This window comes from Echinicola sediminis (assembly GCF_054777495.1).
Map to the genome: position 1 here is coordinate 1 of NZ_BAAHAP010000069.1, position 18089 is coordinate 18089.

The window sequence follows — 18089 nt, forward strand, 5'->3', positions numbered from 1 at the left end:
TGCGGATAGTTCTTATCCGTTTCATTTAATTCTTCCCTTAGCCTTATCAGCTCTGATTTCAATTCCTGAATGGTCTCTTTATAAGCAGGATCTCCATAGCGGTTGTCCATTTCATTGGGATCTTTTTTCAAATCATAAAACTCCCACGCCACCGGGGTATGTCTGGTGAAATCATTCCCCCAACTTTTCTTATTCCACTCCGCATCGGGTTCATCCGTGTCCACCCAATACCTTCCATAAAAGAAGATAAGTTTGTAGCGCTTTGTACGCACACCAAAATGCGCTGGATTACCATGCTTATGGGCCAAATGCATCCAATATCGGTAATAGGTGGATTGCTGCCAATCCTCCGGCTCCTTATTGGTTTCCAAAATGGTCTTAAAACTATGTCCCTGCATGTATTCAGGTGTTTTTCCGCCTGCCAATTCTATTAAAGTCGGTGCAAAATCTGTATTATTGATAATGGCATCTGTCCGGCTTCCGGCTTTGATTTTCTCCGGATACCTGACAAAGAATGGCATCCGCATAGACTCATCATACATCCATCGTTTATCGATATAATCATGCTCTCCCAACATAAACCCTTGATCACCGGTGTACACAATAATGGTGTTTTCTAAAAGGCCTTCCTCCTTAAGATAGGCGAGGAACCTTTTCACGTTATCATCTACCCCTTTTACACAGCGCAAATATTTCTTGAGATAGCTCTGGTAAACTTTTGAGGTGTATTCCCTTTCATCCGCATCCATTTTCCACTTCACCAATTCTTCCGAGGCAATATCTTCTGGCTCACGATAATTCCGGTAAGTTTCTCCCTTCCAAATATTCATCGCTTGGTTTCTAATCAAGTTTCTATGTGATACGGAAGAACCAATGATCCTTGTCAAGCTATCGTTTTTGCCTCTAGTGGCTGCTGAACCGTTGTTTTCATTATCATAAAGACTGGAAGGTTCGGGTATAAAGGTATCTTCCAGATAGGACTCGTACCGTGGAGCATTTTCAAAATCATCGTGAGGAGCCTTAAAATGATACATCATGAAAAATGGCTTTTCTTTATCACGCTCATTTTCAAACCAGTCAATTACCTGATCCGTGATCACATCCGAACTGTGTCCTTCGTATTGAACCGTATTATTGGGCCAGGATTGCTCTCCCCGGACCCTGAAATCAGGATCAAAATACTTTCCCTGCACCGGAAGTACTTTGTAATAATCAAAAGCCGCCGGTTCCCTATGTAAGTGCCATTTCCCTATTATGGCAGTCTGATAGCCAAGTCTTTTCAGTTCTGTTGGTAAATACTGCTTTTCTGGTGGTAGTTCTCCTTCCAAGTCAAGAACACCACTGGTCTGGGCCCTTTGTCCCGTAAGTATTGCTGCCCTGCTGGGAACACAAATGGCATTGTTGACAAAACAATTGTCGAAGATCATCCCCGACCGGGCCAAACTGTCCAGTGTTGGCGTAGGATTTAGATCGGCCAGCCTACTACCGTAAATCCCAAATGCCTGAGTAGTATGGTCATCAGCCATGATATAAATGATATTTGGAGGTACTTCCTTCATGGCGCTTTCTTTAGTTGAACCACAAGCCACAAGCCCTGCCAATGATAACAGGAACATACAAGTAAACCATGGGTACTTGATCCATCCATCGCTTTTATTATAATTCATAATTTTCAAAGTTTAAGGTTAATGAGTCTCCAAAGTGGGTTTGAAGATGCTGTAATTCTGAAAACAGGCCTTTTATCTTATCTCTATATTGCTGCTTGCATGACAGGTCCTTTAGGCCCTTTGGATCATTTTGCATAACATAAAGCAGCAGTATATTTTGCATCGGGATAAACGATAAGCTTAAAAACGTCCTTTTTTATCATACGCTGGAAACCGATATATGTCCCGTAGATCTCTTTCCAGCCTTCTTCTTTCTTACCCTGTACCAGCTTGTAGTAGACTTTGAAACGCTACATGCTCAGGAATTTCTATCCCTGCCAATTTCAAACTGGTCGCCATGGATTCTTGAAGGTAAATATTCTCATTTAGGGATTTACCTTCTGGAATATCAGGTTCCGCTATGATAAACGGCCCAGCCATACTGTGATCAAAAGGCTTTGTTTGCCCAACACCCCATGCTTGCCCATGGTCAATCCATGGTGAGCCGTGAAAATGAAATAGGTGATTTTACGCTGGTCTTGCTCTTCCAACTTAGCTAATATTTTGCCGATTTTTCAATCCAAACGGCTGAGAATAGCATAATATTCCTTCAAATGCATTTTTCATTTTCCCTAACTGACTTTCCGGTACTTATAGCCCATCATGTTATTGGCCTCCTTATCTCCTTTGAAATTTTGCTTCTTAGGATCCCATTCCAATTTTCTGTTCAGTCGATAGGCGATATTGGCGATATTACAAATACTTGCTGACCGATGGCCTATTTCCACATCACAGATAGGCTGCTCCCTTGACTGGATGCAGTCCAACCAATTTTTGTGGTGGCCGCCATTGGTCTTATACAAATGGACATCGCTGCTTTTCAGTGTAAGGTCCTTAACTGAAGCAGGTTTGGTATCAAAATACTGACGGCTAATATCCAACTCACCTTCAGTTCCTATAAAACGTACCCCGTATCCGCGTCCAAAATCATGGTGGATCATTTCTACACCATTTTCATAAATCATCTTCAATCCGGTTTGGGAGTTCTTGTCTCCTGCCGGTGGAATATACTGGACAGGCCCCGTATGGTCCATCCCCAAGCCCCACTGGGCAATATCAAACATATGCGCTCCCCAATCTGCCAAAATACCTCCCCCTGTTTCATCAAATAGCCTCCAATCCGGCCAAAAATCAACATCATTTGACTCAGGAGCCAAACGGTGGTTATAGGCTAGTAATTGAGCGGGGCCGCACCATTGATCCCAGTTCACTGTTCCTGGTTTGGTTTCCTGTTTCAGGTCATAGGGACGTGAAGGTGAGCCTACCTGCACCAAAACCTGCTTTATCTCTCCTAAATACCCATTTCTCACCAATTCACAGGCTTTTCGAAAACTTTCCCATGATCGTTGCATACTACCGGTTTGAACAATACGTTTGGTCTTTTGGGCGGTTTTCACCATTTCGATGCCTTCATTTAGCTTCAGGGTCAATGGCTTTTCACAATAGACATCCTTCCCTGATTTCATTGCATCAATAGCGTTAATCGCATGCCAGTGATCAGGGGTAGCTATTACTACCGCATCAATATCCTTATTATCCAGCAAATCCTTATAATTGCCATAGGTTTTCAATGCCTTCGCAGATACCGTTTTCCCAGCATTTTTATATGAAGCGGATGCATGTTGTTTGAACCATTCCATCTTGGTGGTCCATACATCCGAACCTGCTATAATCTGTGCATTTTCCTGTTGGGCAAAATTGGCAATCAAACCTCTGCTTTGCTTGCCCAATCCAATAAATCCAAGGTTGATCTTATCACTTGGGGCAACATATCCAGCTCCCAGCACATGACGGGGTACAATGGCTATTCCTCCTAGGGCTAAAAGTGAGGATTTTAAAAAATCTCTTCTCTTCGAGTGAACAGCTTCCTTTGAAGCATTTTTATTTTTCATTTCCTGGTTATTTTATAGGTATATACTTAAGCGCAATATGCTATTTATCACTATTTAAAAATAGGACATATGTGTATAGTTATGCCACATATCTGTTTATGATGTCCAAAATTCTTTACAATTGGCTATTTTCGTTGTCAAACTATATTTCAATTAAAATGATCAGTGCACGGCTTTTTTTAGAACAGAACTGCGAATTGGGTGAAGGGATTTTTTATTTCCCTGAAGTCCCCTCCCTATTTTGGGTGGATATCGATGGCCAAAAGGTTTACCAATACCTTTTCAATACATCCCAAATAAAGTGTTGGATGCTTCACGCTAAGGTGGGTACAATAGCCCCAATTAATGGGAACCAACTCTTGGCAAGTTTGGAAAATGAGATAGGGATTCTCCAACTTTCAAATGGTGAATATACCAAGTACAAAGAGTTAGAGGATAAGCTTGACCAAAACCGTTTTAATGACGGAAAATGTGATCCCTTTGGCCGGTTTTGGTTTGGCAGCATGCACCTGCCGGAAACGTCCCCAACCGCTCACCTATATTGCCTTCATCGTGACGGTAGAATCCGGCATCACCTGTCTGATATTACTGTTTCCAACGGCCTGACCTGGGATGTGTCAAAAAAGCAGTTTTATTATATTGATTCTCCCACTAGGACCATCTGTGCCTTTGATTTTGATGACAGCTTTTCCCCTATCAGCCATAAAAGAACAATCATTCAGGTTCCTGAAAGATTGGGGTTTCCTGATGGAATGACCATTGATAAGGACGGGCTGCTTTACGTAGCGCTCTGGGGAGGGTATGGCGTAGGAATCTGGAATCCAACAACAGGTAAACTAGAGGATAAAATCGAGGTGGCTGCTCCAAATGTCACATCATGTGCTTTTGGTGGGGCCGATCATACAGAACTTTATATCAGCACTGCGAGAAAAGGGCTTAGCGATGAATTATTACTCCAATACCCCTTGAGCGGCAGCCTGTTTTATGCAAAAGATATTGCCAAAGGAAGCCCTGCCTTTTCCTTTCTACCTGAAAATAATTTTCCAAGTCCTAAAATTTAGACAAACGGAAGTTATACCAGAATAACTCCATAGAAAATCCACGCCACAGCGCAAAAGTTTTACGGTCAAAAATGCATTAAAACCCAATAATGCAGGATTAATCCTTTAATATATAATCTAATCGGCTTGCTACATTTGGGGCTTCTGCTACTGTCGGCAACATATTTTCAGGCCGTAGATTACATTTGTATCTGGATGGACCATCCCGCAGCTGCACCAGGATATTCAAAATAAGCAAGGCTTCATCTTTGTTTTCGGTTTTATACAGCTCTTCTGTAATCTTGGGCATTGGGTTTTCCACCTCACCTATTCCTAAAAACTGAGCGGCCCTTACGCGGTTGATTCGAACCGGATCATTATCCATCACCGTAGACACCTTAGGCGCTATACTCAAGGCTTCTTTTCCATAACTGGAAAGGACAATTAAAGCCCAATACCTGTTCCAGGGATCCTCATCTTCCAAGGCCTTTAAAATTTGGTCTTTAACGGTTTGAAAATCTTCCAACATTAAATCAGCAGTCTGAAGGTACTTTGCAATGTTAATTTTTTGCTTTTGTCCAAAAACCACAGGATTTTCAAAGGCATGATCCATCAGGTAATATTCAGGATAGAAGGATAAATCCGGCATGGAAAGCAGCCAAGTGTTTAGCTCCTTTCGCATAGCCTTCAGCTGTTTTTGAAACAAAGGATCCTGGACCAGGTTTTCTGTCTCGTAAGGATCTTTCTCCACATCAAAAAGCATCTCCGCTGGTTTGGCCCTAAAGAATTGTTCTTGTATTTCGGTAAGCTCTCCTCCTTGATATAAGTGTAGCCATTCCTGGTAAGCCATTTGCTTGTACCGGTAATCATTCCAAAGCCCATCAAAATTAAAAGGCTGAAAATTGCGGATATATTTATACTTCCCCTTCCTCACGGAGCGGACCATATCGTACTTTTCATCGAAGCGATCAGCATAACCAAAAGAAAGCTTATTTGGGGCAGGAGATTTAACATCCAGAAATGGTCTTCCATCCATTTCCTTTGGAACGGCTATGCCGGCAAGGTTAAGAACCGTAGGGGCAAAGTCAACGAAACTAACAAACTCCTGAACCCTTTCCCCTGCTTTGTATGGAACTTTATCCTTATACTTACTTGGAATATGGATCACTAAAGGCACATGAAGCCCTGTTTCGTACAGGTACCCCTTACTTCCCGGAAGCACTCCTCCGTGATCCCCAAAATAAAACACAAAGGTATTATCCATCAATCCATCTTCCTCCAGCTTGGCCAACAGGGCCCCTACCTGCCTGTCCATTTCCTGGATTTTGGACAAATAGTAGGCTCTGGTATAAGCAAAAAGCTCCGTTTGTGGGTGATTAGGCTGTATGTTTCCGCTTGACGGCAATTCGGTCAGCGGTTTTTGTGCTATATCTGCCGAATCAAAATGCAGTTGCCCTTCATGTGAAATACCGAAGTTGTGCACGTAGAAGAACGGTTGGCCAGGTTTCCTGTTTTTGTAGCTGGCTTTATTGGAAGATTCGTCCCATACATCCGGCCCTTTCTCCAGGTTATAATCTTCCTTGGAATTATTGGCTGTATAATAACCAGCGCGCCGAAGGTAAACAGGAAACATCTCCAAATTTTCGGGCATAGGCACCGTTTTTAATTTCCGGTGATACTGCGCCCCTATACGGGGTGCGTAAGCTCCTGTGATCAAGGTAGACCTCGCTACACTACATACCGGCCCATTTGAAAAAGCATGATCATAAACCAATCCTGATTCGGCCAGCTTTTCAATAGTTGGAGTGGCCACTCCATTGGGATCAAACAAGTTAAGATAATGCTTTGAATTATCCTCTGAAGTAAGCCAGACGATATTAGGCCGATCCTGTGCCATGGTCGTCAATGGGAATAGCCATGTCAAGAAAACCAGTATACTTGAAATTCTAGAAAGCATATGTATAAAGTTTTAGATCAATTTATTTCAGAAATGTACCAACCTCAGATTTTAGAAAAGTCACTGCAAGAAGTCAACATTTTCTCAAACATTAAGGGGTAGGATGACAGATATTAGTCTACCCCTGGGGGAACTCCTCACCACGTTGAACAACCTATCAGTGGTAACCTATTTACCGAAGCCAGGTCCGATGATGAAGAATGTGGGAGTCTCTTTATTTGAGAGGAGATTGCCTACCCTCTGGGAGGCGGGTTTCTCTACGGCCCTTCGATCCTTCGACTAGCTCAGGGACGTTAGGCTCAGGGAGTTTCGATCGCAGTGATGTTTTGGGCTCCATTTCAGTCCTTTTTATTCGATTACAGAATAATCGTGAAATTGAATGGAATTATGAAGATCATTTCAATTACTCTTCTTTTTAAGCCATACCACCCAGTCCAGCTCTTCTTCCTTGGGAGCTTTTCCCAGGGCTACTAGTCTTCCTCCATTAATAACAAATGGGCTGCCGTGTTGCGACCTCTCTTTAGTTCGAGGATTATACCATTGTACTTCAAAATGCCCCGTCAGCCCTTTCAAATCTATAGCAGCTTCCCGTGCTTTCTTCAGATAAATGACCACTTCATTTTGCTTATCTGTCAAAACATATCCAGGAGAATTTTGCAATAACTCATTCTTGTTTTCCATCTTCCAGACAGGGATTTCGTTATCGATAAAAAAATCTAAACATAGCTTGCCTTGGTCCCAAAACTTGTCCCTGGACCTGAAATCCTGACAGGTAAGGTCAGAGTGTTCATGGGCGTAACCAAAATACCATTCAGTTCCCCAAGCACCTGCCATCATCGCCCCCCAAAGACCATTTTGTCTAGCATCATTGTGCTCAGGGTCTTCCACATCAGGCAATAGGGAATGCTGTGCATCACCCGGTTCATCGCAGGCCACGGCCCATTGCTTGCCTGCCTTTTTGGAATCCTGCAGGATCTGTAATACCCTCTTATGCACATTTCCAAAATCTTTTCTGTTGGTTTGAAGGGATGCTCCGGTAAAGCCATTTTGCCCATAAAGGGGATCAAACCACTTTCCATTATGGATTACAATATGGTGATCGTAAGGATCTAATTCCTTTACATAATCGGCCAACAGCAACCAATCCCTTGGCTCCAGTGGGAAAGTCTCAGGTTCCGGTACCCAATCTCCCTGCTCCTCACACAGATTCCAGTTGAGGGCGAGGTGATGGCCAAACCGCGCTATCAATTCCCGGTAATACAACTTGGTCAACATACCGATCCCTCCTCCATCAAGCAGGCCTTGGTTCTCTACTTCCAAAGTTTTGAAATGCAAAAACATGCCAAGCTTATCAGCATGTTCAAACATGATTTCCCACTGGGCTAACTTAGAGCAGTCAAAACGATCCCAGGTATCGTAATCCACATAGGGAAACACATTTTGGTCGTCCCCGGCAATATTCATCGTAAGAAATGAAAAGGCATTGGCCCCTTTGTCGTGCAGGTAATTTATCGCCCCTATCAGGGCTTTTCCCTTTCCTTGCTGCCATTGGGGATCCCCATCTTTCCAGTCCTGAAGATGCGCATCATAGGTCTTCACCAATTCATCCTTATGTCCATCCTGTCCAAACCCACCGTCAAAGTCAGCAAAAGCCAACAAATTCTCAGGAGCATCGGAGCCAAACTTCAAAAAATACTCCCCGGTTTCCTGAAATTGCAAATAGCTTTCCCCAACATAATCCAACCGGCCTTTGGCACGGAAGTCCCTACCAGATTTATCACTTGCCTGGATGGTAAACCGCCCGGTTTCCCCATGCATAAATCCGGCTCCCTTAAGTTTGGCAGTGTCTCTAACCGCTGCCCATTTTCCTTGATAGAAACTGACTTTATACGTCCATTCCCCCGTCTCATCCGGAGCAAACAGTGCTCTCCATATTTTCCCACTATTTGCACTGGTTTCGGCAGCATTCCCATCGGCAGCAAAAAAGCCCGGAACAGAATAGCTTTTACCCGAAGTAGCATGCGTAAAGACTACATCGAGTTTATAATTCAAGAAGGGATTGTTTTCATCCATTTCTCCCACTTCAGGGCCTTCAAAATCCAAGGTGATCTTATGCCATTTCTTGAGTTCTCCGCTAACACGCTGGGCCTGGGCAACTACTATCAGTAAGCAAAAAAAGAAGGATAAGGTAATCTGTTTAGATATCATGGTTATTGGGTTTCTAATTACATTAATAATCCGTTGTTTATTATGGTTTATGAATTACCGAGATTTAACATCGGCTAGATGTGCCGGAAGTTTAACTGTTTAATCACTAAATGGGTCCACCGATTGATCAAAGCCAATGGTTCATTATTAACTTTTTTAGTTCCTCGGTTTTAAAATAATAATATAGGATCAAGGTTGATACAAGAAGATCCATAAGTTTATTATGGCAATGTCAATTCGCGGTAATCCATGAATTGACATCGTGAGCTAAAACATACTTTACAGGTCTACAGCTTACTAACCAATATGGAATTAAAGATTGCCATGTTGAAAAACGATCTATGAGCTTGGAATTATTCAATAATAAATAACCTAATCACCATTCCCCTTATGTCCACTTAGTTCTCTAAAGAAGTTAATAGGCATTAGGCTTTCAACTGGCCTTCCACAGCAGCATACTCTTCTTTCTGATCCATTTCATAAATTCTTTCCATCAGTTTCCATTTATCGTCTGCTGAAGCCTCTTTTGCGGCATGTTGGAATTGTGAGACAAAGGCTTCCCATTCCTTTTGCCTTGGTAATCCCTCTAGCTTCTTCATTGCCTGATCATGGTCAAAACTCTCCACCGTATCCATAATCATAAAAAGTGTATTTTCATGAATATAAATTTCCATGTCAACAATCCCCACTTCTTTCATTCCCTGTGTAACTTCTGGCCATGCCTGTCCCTTGGCATGGACCTTTTTATAGGATGCTATCAACTGATCATCTTTTTGCAAACTTAGGGTTTTACAGTAGCGTTTAAATTTCATTGGTTTTACTTTTATAAATTTCGCTTCATTGGAAGGAACCTGTAATAATTCTTTGTTAAATATAGCTGTCTGATTATGATAGCTATTAGATCGACTTCTAACCATAAAAAAGCAGGAAGAAACTCTTCCTACTTTTCCCTATCGAACCTATCTTAAACCTTAATTCAACTCCACTTTGAAAACAAAAGCATAGTCTCCCGGTTTATCATCCGGCAACAGCACTTTTAAGCCATTGGCTTCTTGGGTCCAGGAAAGTTTACCATCGTATCCTAGGAGTGAAACATTTTTTATTGTTTTATCCAATAGCTTGGCCTCCTTGCCTAAAGACTGAATCAGGGCATGGCCGTCAGTAGGCCAGTCCATAGCAATAGCATAGAGACTGCCATCTTTTTGGGTAAACCTAAAATCTTTTCCTGTCAAGTCCTTGTTTTTACCCTCCGTGTGGTGTCCTGTGGCCACTTCAGTGGGGCCTTCTCCATATGTTTTCCAATAGGTGGTCCCATAAATGGCCTCACCGTTCTGATCCAACCAACTCCCAAGTGCTAAGAGCACCTCCTTCTGGCTTTCAGGGATGGTACCGTCGGCCTTGGGCCCCACATTGAGCAAAAGGCATCCATTTTTGCTGACGATATCGATCAAATCATCCACAATGGTATTGGGGGTTTTGGAAATCCAATTGGACACATATCCCCAGGAATTTGCGCCAATGGAGGTATCAGTTTGCCATGGATATTGCTGAATATCTGACATTTTACCCCTTTCCAAATCCAATACATTGGTACCGGGAGGATAGGATTCAAAATTGTGAAAGTTCTTGTTTTGCAATACCACTTCTTTTCCCCAATCCAATCCTTTGTTATAGTAATACGCTGCAAGTTTGGGATGGTAAGGACGATATTCTTCTCGGTCCAAAACAAAATCAAACCAAAGTACATCCGGCTGGTATTTGTCAATGATTTCCTTGGTCCTGTTCCACCACAGTTCCAAAAATTGTTGATCCGCTGGAGCATAAGGTTCATGAGCTCTCCCATAAAGGTCACTGTATTCTGGGTTAGCTGCATCCCCGGTCTTATTGAAATAATCCCAATTAAAGGCAAAGTGTGAGGAAGCTCCTACTTTTAGTCCTTCTTTACGTCCTGCCTCTACCAACTCTCCCAAGATATCACGCTTAGGTCCCATTTCCACTGCATCCCATCGGGTAATGGAGGAATTGTACATTGCAAAACCATCATGGTGTTCGGCCACTGGGACAATGTATTTAGCTCCTGACTTGACGAATAAGTCTACCCATTCTTGGGCATCAAATTTCTCTGCCTTGAACATGGGGATAAAGTCTTTATAGCCAAAATCCTCCAATTCCCCCCAGTTTTCTACATGGTATTTATAAATATCTGAGGGCTGATTTTTTTCAACTATACCTTTGGGAGACCATACCACTGAATCCATATACATATTGCGGGGATACCATTCCGATCCATATGCAGGTACCGCATAAGGTCCCCAATGGATAAATATTCCCAATTTGGCATCTTTAAACCATTCGGGAACCTCATAGTTTCTTAGGGACTCCCAATTTTCTTCAAACCGTTTGGGCTGAGTTGCTTTCTTTTCCTTCCCGTTGGTGGAACATCCCGAAAATATGGCGCTCAAAATCGCTACTAATGCGGGAATTATTAAACATTTACGCTTCTTCATGCTATTTTATTAAGTTAATCTCTAGATGATACATTGGGGCGCCAGGCCTTGATCTGTTTCAATATCGACCTAAGCCTTTCTTAATCAAGGCCTCTCCTCTTTTTCCATTACCCAGAAATCATCAAAATAGAAGGTGCCATTTTGTGGAATCTGAAGCATAAATCTTCTGTTGATATCTCCGGCCAAGGCAGTATATTCAATGGACACTTCGACCCATTCTCCTCTAGGTTTATCTGCCACGTTTTCCCAGAATTGCTTCCAGTTGGTCAGTAACCATAGACTTATGCTAGGGGAAGTGGTCCCTTCTGCCACGAATATTTTATAGTTTAACAGGTAGGTTTTTCCTTGCTCCAAACTAAAGGGGGCATTAATGCTATGGATCTTACCTTGAGCTTGGCCTTCGGTTTTGGTGACTTTGAGACTATAGTTGCCCGATGCAGCCTGTTCTGTACTGTATTCTACCGTTGCGCCATTGTCCCACATAGCCTCCCAGGCTTCTCCCCCATCTTCAAATCCATAAGCGGCATTGTTTAGCAGGTTAACAGTGTGCATCTTGACTGGTACCTCCATAAATGGTTTGGGTGAGCGTTCGTCCAAAGACAGCAACTGGCCTCCCTCAAAGCTTACTAAAATTTCATCCGGTCTATAGATCTCTTGGGTCAGTTTAAGATCCAATTTGGTAGGGTCACTTGCTGCAGGGCTTACTGAAGAAACGTCAAACTCCACTCCATTTACCATTACTTTAAATAAATCCGTTCCTCCAGAGAAGGCTTTGAATTCACCATTGAAAGACATCCTTAACGTCTGATCTTCCAATTCTACTATATCACCAGACAACTCAAAAGGTTGGCTGGATGGGATCACTTTGATAGGATTCGGAATAGTGTCTCTGTCAGATCCCGCAGGGATTTTTTCTCCTGACCTTGAAGCATTCAAAAAGGCTTGAAAAACTCCCAACTTATTAAACTGAATTAGGGCTACTGAATCTTGACTACCTGCGATATTCTGTGCGGACTGGATGTCCCTGATCTGCCAACTTCGGGCATTTGGTCTCCCCTTGGTCGACAAATCCGTAAATTCTACTTTAGTACCCGCTTCTACATATAAAGTATCCTCCCCTCGGGAAACCAATTCCCCGTTATATTCTATTTGGGAGAGGGCTTCAACCTTGTCATAAACATCTACCATAAAAGCGGTGTCAAGCACCCAATACTCGCCATCCCATTTGGTACCCACTGTATCAATCCCCCTAAACGCCACGGAATCCCTGAATTTATTTATCAGTCGTACGTATTGAACTCCCGGTTTCTGAAACAACACATGAATGGTCTTGGCGGTGGACACCGTATCCCCTTCATTAATAATGAATTCGGTTAAAAGGGTGTCCTTTCTGCTAATTGAGCCGTCCAAAAAGAAATTTCCACTTCCTATTGTCCAAGTATGTTCCACGGCCCCTTGGGAAAGGTCAGAAAAACTTTCAAAATTCCCTACACTGGTCAAGTAGACTGGTTCACGTAAGAAACTGGTGTACCAGCCCAAATCGGAGAAGTCTGATGGAGCGATATAATCTTCCTCCATACAGGACACTAAGCTGGTAAAAACAGCCATTATGATGATTATATATATACGTTTCATGATCATTATCATTTTGGGTTTTAATTATTCTTCTCCTCCAATTTGTGGATTCGCAACGATCTCAGAATTTGGAATTGGCCAATAAGCATGCGCAGATGGAATAAAATTGGACGCAGCTTGTACATAATCTACCAATACCTCTCCAGGCTGTTCTTCCTCGGTAAGAATCGATGCCCATCGGGTAACCTTTTGCCCTTTACTGTTGGTAAACTCAAAATTCTTTACATAATACTGCCGCTGTGACAACTGCTCAAATCTTTCCTTCGTTATCCCCCACCTTCTTAAGTCAATTGTTCTGATCGCATTCCCTTCCAATGACAGTTCTAAAGGCCGCTCGACAAACATCAGATGATCCATCAGTTTTTGCACATCGTACGATTGATTGTCATGGGCAGCAGCAGGAAATTCTCCTGTTCCATCCATCCCCAACAACTGCAGAGCTGAGCGATGTCTGACCCTATTGATATACTTCATTGCTTCTTCTACATTACCCTCTCCCATCAAAAGAGCCTCTGCATACATCAGGTAAACATCCGCCAAGCGGATCACCCGGACATTGACACCTGAACGTAAATTGGGTACGATGTCTTTTTCATTTTCCACGTTATCCCAATTAGAGTACTTTCTGAAATAGCTTGTCTCTTTGTTATTAAAAGCCGTGGCCTCTGCTGTGCTGGTCCCATAGTATTCCAGGTCAGGGTCATCCACCAAAGCAATGGAATAGGAAGTTCTTAGGGAATATTTGCGTAAACGAGTGCTTCCATCGGTATCCGTCACATAGTTTCTGGAATCATTAATGTCCAACTGGTCATTTTTATAGGCCATAATCAACCAACAGCTTGGGTAGATGGATCTCCACCCTCCTACAGGGCTGACAGCAAAATTCAATGTATTGGAGACCTGCTCCTCGGCCCATACAGAAATCTCTGATTTATAGGCCAAAGAATAGTTTATTTCCAAAATAGATTCCTTATTCAGTTCATTGGTGGTGGTGAAATTATCGCCGATATTTTCTACCAAGGCGTAACCAAATTCCGGATTTTCTATTACGTCCTTGAAATAAGCCATCGCTTGGGCGTAATTTTCATTATATAGATGGCTTTTACCGATAACTGCCGCAGCTGACCCGGCAGTCACCCTACCCTTGTCAATATCCCTGGACCAAGATGGAGGGAGGTGCTGATAAGCAAATTCCAAATCAGCCAGATAAAAGGCCATCACTTCTTCTTTTGGACGAATAGGTTGATAGAAATCTGCTTCATTTTGTGGAACAAAATCAAACAAGGGAACATTTCCTTCATTGAATCCAGTGGTGAGATAGAAGTAAAACAACCCCCTGAAAAATCTCGCCTGAGCCAAAATAATGGTGGCTCTGTCTTTGTTGGCCTCATCATCTAAGTTGGGAATGAGTCCTTCTGAAGCGGCAATCACTTGATTGGCCCTAAATATCCCTCTATAAAGTGCATCCCATTTGTTGTTGGGGGCACTGGAAGATTCATTGAATTCCTGAAGGTAGTATTGATTGCTGGTATTCGGTCTACCCCATCCAGGCCAGGTCATATCACTCCGATTATACTCATCTGAAATGGCCAAAACATTTTGGTTTTTAAAGGCATTGTAAACAGCTATTAAACCTGCATCTAGGTCGTCTACTGTTTTCCAAAAGCTTTCAGTGGACATTTCGTTGGGGTTTACTTCCTCCAAAAAGTCACTACAGGCTGTGGCTCCCCCAAGAATAGGGAGTGCACAAATCAATAATTTATATAGGTTATTGCTAAGTTTCATGATTATTGGGTTTTAGAAGTCAAACTGAAGACCTGCTCTGTACTGTGCAGTGATAGGATAGTTTCCTTTATCAATACCTCTGGTATTGAGACCATCGTTTCCAACCTCCGGATCAAATCCATCATAGGAAGAAATGGTCAGGGGATTTTGAGCGGCGATATAAACCCTGAAATTCCTAACACCGATTTTTTCGGTAATACCCGAATTAATGGTGTAGCCAAATGCCACATTTCTCAAGCGAACAAAAGTCCCGTCCTCAATCCAAAAGTCAGTATATCCCCGGTAGTTTTCATGATCCCTTCCGCGGAATGCAGGAATCGTAGACATAGGGTTTTGAGGTGACCACTGGTACAGGATATCCAAGTGCGTACCTTGCTTGTATGCGTAGGCCTTGCTGCCATTAATGATCTCCCCTCCAAATGCCCCATACCATTGCATAGAGACATCAAAACCTTTATAATCGGCATTGAGGTTCAGGCCCATTTCGAACTCTGGCATACCGCTTCCGGCATATACCCTGTCGTCATTATTGATAAGGCCATCGCCTGCATCAGGTACTCCATCTCCATCCGTGTCCACGGTCAGGGCATCCACATACTTCAGGTCGCCCATCTTGGCCGTCGGCATAATCTCTCTGTATTCTTGAAGTTCTTCTTCGGTAGTTATCAGACCGTCCGTTTTCAAAACAAAGAAAGCACCTGCTTCATATCCCTCCTTTAGCACAGTCACCAAGTCTTCGTTGGGCAGTCCGCTGGTCACTGTACTTCCGGAAAGGTAGGCGACCTTATTGGCTCCGCTCATTTTGGTGATTTTGTTGTTATTCTTGCCATAAGTAAGACCAGCAGACCACGAGAATTTTCCTTTGTGCTGGTAATTTGCCGTAAACTCCATCCCTCGGTTATTCATGTTCCCCACATTTAGCACAACGGTCGCATTGCTCCCCGCGCCAGTGGTGGGAGGTAATAACAGCGGAAAGAGCATATCCTTTTTATTGGTATTATAAAAGTCCCCTGAAAAAGTGAACTTGTTTTCAAAAAAAGCTAAGTCAAACCCAATATTTCCTTGCTCTGTGGTCTCCCACTTTACATTTTCATTGGCAAATGCGGTCTGAATGGCTCCCAAAACCAAATTATCGCTTCCCTCAGGTCCAAAAACATAATCCTTGGCCAGGCTGATCGTTGCTGCATTACTGTAGTCTAAAAAGTTCTGGTTACCTGTAGTACCGAAACTACCACGGATTTTGAATGAATTGGCGACAGGTGCCAACGAATGCCAGAAATTTTCATCCGACACATTCCAGCCCATCGATATTGATGGAAAGGTTCCCCATCTGTATTCTTTGGAAAAACGGCTGGATCCATCCCTTCGTGCGCTCAGGCTAAGCAAATACTTTCCTTTGTAATCGTATTGTGCCCTGCCCAAAAAACCAATCAAAGAGTTGGTTCGGTCTTGTCCATACCCACTTCCAGAACCCACATTTGCATCTAAAGTTGCACCGTTCAACACCAATACGTCATTGCTGATTAAATCGAACTTTTCAGCAAAAAAGGAGGTAAACTCATATCGCTCCATAGAATAAACACCTAGCAATTTGATATTATGCTCTCCTATTTTTTTATGGTAGTTAAGGGTAGTTTCCGAGGTAAAACTCTTAGCACGGTCACTGCCGTTGTAAATTCCAGAACGAACCGTCGTAGGCAGTAACTCTCCTTCTTCATTATAAACTTTGAAAAGAGGATTCACCCGAACACGGGTATTGTTTGTGATGCTCCCTCCCATTCTGCTCATGATATTGAAAGATTTGCTGATATTATATCTTGCTTGGAAGAAACCATTTATATGGTCACCGCTACGGTTATCGGTTTGCTTCATTCTGGCGGCCATATAGCTCAGGTTTAAGGCATCATTGGTAGAGCCACTGGCATCAGATATGGTAGAAGCATTTGGATCAATAGCCTGCTGATACGGTTTTTGTTTGTAAGCATCCAATAAGAAGTTCCAGGGCGCGTATTGTTGCTCCTCCAGTCTTACTCCCAGGCCTGTATTGATCACCCAGTTACCTTTGGTATAGCCGGTATTGGCGCGGATATTGAACCGCTCAAAACCTGAATTAATAATGACTCCCTCCTGGTTAAAGTAACTACCGGTAATATTATAGTTAAGACCGTCTTTTCCTCCAGAGATATTCAAGCTGTGATTTTGGATCACCGCTTCATCATTTTGAATGATACGGGCCCAATCCGTATTATTGGTAAAACTATAGGTATTGGTTTCCAAAGGAGTCCAGGAATTGCCAAAGTTGGTCCCATTCTGATTATACTTACTCAAAAATTCCGAATACATGTACTGGTCAAAGTCCATCAAAGGTACCTGTGAAGTGATTTTTTGGATGCCATAGTAGCTATCTATTCCTACTTTCATTACTCCGGCTTTTCCCTGCTTGGTAGTGATGAGGATTACCCCACCGGCACCTCTTGTACCATATATAGCTGCCGATGCAGCGTCTTTTAGAATGTCAATCGATTCGATTTCATTCATACTCAGTTTTGGATCACCGTTATACGGTATGCCATCGACCACATAAAGCGGTGAGCTGTTACCCGTAACAGAACTCAGTCCACGAATAACAATATTGGAACTGGACCCGGGCTCTCCTGAACTGGCCGTCACATTTACCCCGGCCACTTGCCCCTGCAGGGCGGTACCTAGGTCTGCAGTAGCGGATTTGGTCAATGTCTCAGAATCCACATTGCCCACTGCACCGGTTACTTCTTTCTTTGTCTGAGTACCATAGCCTATCACCACTACTTCTTCCAACGATTGAATATCTACATCCATGGCTAAATCAAGCACCTTTTGGCCGGTGACCACCACTTTTTGGCTGAGGTAGCCTATAGAGGAAAATACTAGGGTCACCTCCTTATTGGGAATAGAAAGTTGATACTTCCCATCAATATCCGTGACAGTTCCCGTACCTGTGCCCTCGATAACTATATTGACACCAGGAAGCGTAGTTCCATCATCACTTGATGTGACGGTACCAGTTAATGATCTGTTTTGTGCAAATGCAGATGAGGCATATAAGCTCAATACCATTAGCAAAGCCAGTAGTTGTAAAAAGGACCTTGCTTGCATCCACCTTAAGGGGGGTAATCGTCTTTTCATAACATTTCGGTTAATTGGGTTAGTAAAACTCTCTGTCCGCTTTCATTCTGGAAAAAATTAAGCGAAGCTCTTTGAACAAACATAAAACTAAATAATCCCAGGACTTACCACAGATGTTAATCAAACTAACACAAATGTACAATTTCGCTTCGGAGGCTATATTGCCACATTTTTTCACCCATCTTACAGATAAA

General features: G+C 42.8%; 12 protein-coding genes. 1 reads left to right on the plus strand and 11 read right to left on the minus strand.

The genetic code is table 11. The features are described from left to right. The 4 genes from ACYVAA_RS16235 to ACYVAA_RS16250 form a co-directional block, all read right to left on the minus strand. The coding region (locus ACYVAA_RS16235) for a sulfatase family protein (protein WP_460543645.1) at window positions 1-1667 on the minus strand (1667 nt) is incomplete at its 3' end. Between the two features lie 255 nt (window positions 1668-1922). Then, a complete protein-coding gene (locus ACYVAA_RS16240; RefSeq protein ID WP_460543647.1) occupies window positions 1923-2087 on the minus strand; it encodes a hypothetical protein in 165 nt (54 codons plus the stop codon). Further along, window positions 2066-2197 (minus strand): hypothetical protein, encoded by a 132-nt coding sequence (locus ACYVAA_RS16245; RefSeq protein ID WP_460543649.1) that lies wholly within the window; start codon window positions 2195-2197, stop codon window positions 2066-2068. Before ACYVAA_RS16245 ends, ACYVAA_RS16240 begins: the two co-directional genes overlap by 22 nt. An 81-nt stretch (window positions 2198-2278) precedes the next feature. Next, the gene (locus tag ACYVAA_RS16250; RefSeq protein ID WP_460543651.1) at window positions 2279-3598 is read right to left on the minus strand and encodes a Gfo/Idh/MocA family protein; all 1320 of its coding nucleotides are present in this window, start codon (window positions 3596-3598) and stop codon (window positions 2279-2281) included. 158 nt (window positions 3599-3756) lie between these two features. Between ACYVAA_RS16250 and ACYVAA_RS16255 the strand changes: the two genes are divergently transcribed. Then, window positions 3757-4659 carry an SMP-30/gluconolactonase/LRE family protein gene (locus ACYVAA_RS16255; protein WP_460543653.1) on the plus strand — a complete coding sequence of 301 codons (903 nt, stop codon included), beginning with the start codon at window positions 3757-3759 and terminating at the stop codon, window positions 4657-4659. Between the two features lie 97 nt (window positions 4660-4756). Here ACYVAA_RS16255 and ACYVAA_RS16260 read toward each other — a convergent pair whose 3' ends face one another. The 7 genes from ACYVAA_RS16260 to ACYVAA_RS16290 form a co-directional block, all read right to left on the minus strand. Continuing rightward, window positions 4757-6595: a sulfatase family protein gene (locus tag ACYVAA_RS16260; RefSeq protein WP_460543655.1), complete on the minus strand. Its 1839-nt coding sequence runs from the start codon at window positions 6593-6595 to the stop codon at window positions 4757-4759. 399 nt (window positions 6596-6994) lie between these two features. Further along, the gene (locus ACYVAA_RS16265) at window positions 6995-8803 is read right to left on the minus strand and encodes a DUF5060 domain-containing protein (protein WP_460543657.1); all 1809 of its coding nucleotides are present in this window, start codon (window positions 8801-8803) and stop codon (window positions 6995-6997) included. 425 nt (window positions 8804-9228) lie between these two features. Then, complete coding sequence (locus tag ACYVAA_RS16270) at window positions 9229-9615, minus strand: L-rhamnose mutarotase (RefSeq protein ID WP_460543659.1); 387 nt, start codon at window positions 9613-9615, stop codon at window positions 9229-9231. A gap of 159 nt (window positions 9616-9774) precedes the next feature. Next, window positions 9775-11310 (minus strand): alpha-L-fucosidase, encoded by a 1536-nt coding sequence (locus tag ACYVAA_RS16275; RefSeq protein ID WP_460543661.1) that lies wholly within the window; start codon window positions 11308-11310, stop codon window positions 9775-9777. Between the two features lie 84 nt (window positions 11311-11394). After that, complete coding sequence (locus ACYVAA_RS16280) at window positions 11395-12945, minus strand: carbohydrate binding domain-containing protein (protein WP_460543663.1); 1551 nt, start codon at window positions 12943-12945, stop codon at window positions 11395-11397. Between the two features lie 24 nt (window positions 12946-12969). After that, window positions 12970-14730: a RagB/SusD family nutrient uptake outer membrane protein gene (locus ACYVAA_RS16285; RefSeq protein ID WP_460543665.1), complete on the minus strand. Its 1761-nt coding sequence runs from the start codon at window positions 14728-14730 to the stop codon at window positions 12970-12972. A 12-nt stretch (window positions 14731-14742) separates the two neighbouring features. Further along, on the minus strand, window positions 14743-17895 hold the full coding sequence (locus tag ACYVAA_RS16290) for a SusC/RagA family TonB-linked outer membrane protein (protein ID WP_460543667.1): 3153 nt from the start codon (window positions 17893-17895) through the stop codon (window positions 14743-14745). Window positions 17896-18089 lie beyond the last annotated feature (194 nt).

What these genes read in the sequence shown, in the direction of transcription:
- ACYVAA_RS16240 (WP_460543647.1), bottom strand. Translation starts at nt 2,087, where the DNA reads ATGGCTGGGCCGTTTATCATAGCGGAACCTGATATTCCAGAAGGTAAA.
- ACYVAA_RS16250 (WP_460543651.1), bottom strand. Translation starts at nt 3,598, where the DNA reads ATGAAAAATAAAAATGCTTCAAAGGAAGCTGTTCACTCGAAGAGAAGA.
- ACYVAA_RS16255 (WP_460543653.1), top strand. Translation starts at nt 3,757, where the DNA reads ATGATCAGTGCACGGCTTTTTTTAGAACAGAACTGCGAATTGGGTGAA.
- ACYVAA_RS16260 (WP_460543655.1), bottom strand. Translation starts at nt 6,595, where the DNA reads ATGCTTTCTAGAATTTCAAGTATACTGGTTTTCTTGACATGGCTATTC.
- ACYVAA_RS16265 (WP_460543657.1), bottom strand. Translation starts at nt 8,803, where the DNA reads ATGATATCTAAACAGATTACCTTATCCTTCTTTTTTTGCTTACTGATA.
- ACYVAA_RS16270 (WP_460543659.1), bottom strand. Translation starts at nt 9,615, where the DNA reads ATGAAATTTAAACGCTACTGTAAAACCCTAAGTTTGCAAAAAGATGAT.
- ACYVAA_RS16275 (WP_460543661.1), bottom strand. Translation starts at nt 11,310, where the DNA reads ATGAAGAAGCGTAAATGTTTAATAATTCCCGCATTAGTAGCGATTTTG.
- ACYVAA_RS16280 (WP_460543663.1), bottom strand. Translation starts at nt 12,945, where the DNA reads ATGAAACGTATATATATAATCATCATAATGGCTGTTTTTACCAGCTTA.
- ACYVAA_RS16285 (WP_460543665.1), bottom strand. Translation starts at nt 14,730, where the DNA reads ATGAAACTTAGCAATAACCTATATAAATTATTGATTTGTGCACTCCCT.
- ACYVAA_RS16290 (WP_460543667.1), bottom strand. Translation starts at nt 17,895, where the DNA reads ATGAAAAGACGATTACCCCCCTTAAGGTGGATGCAAGCAAGGTCCTTT.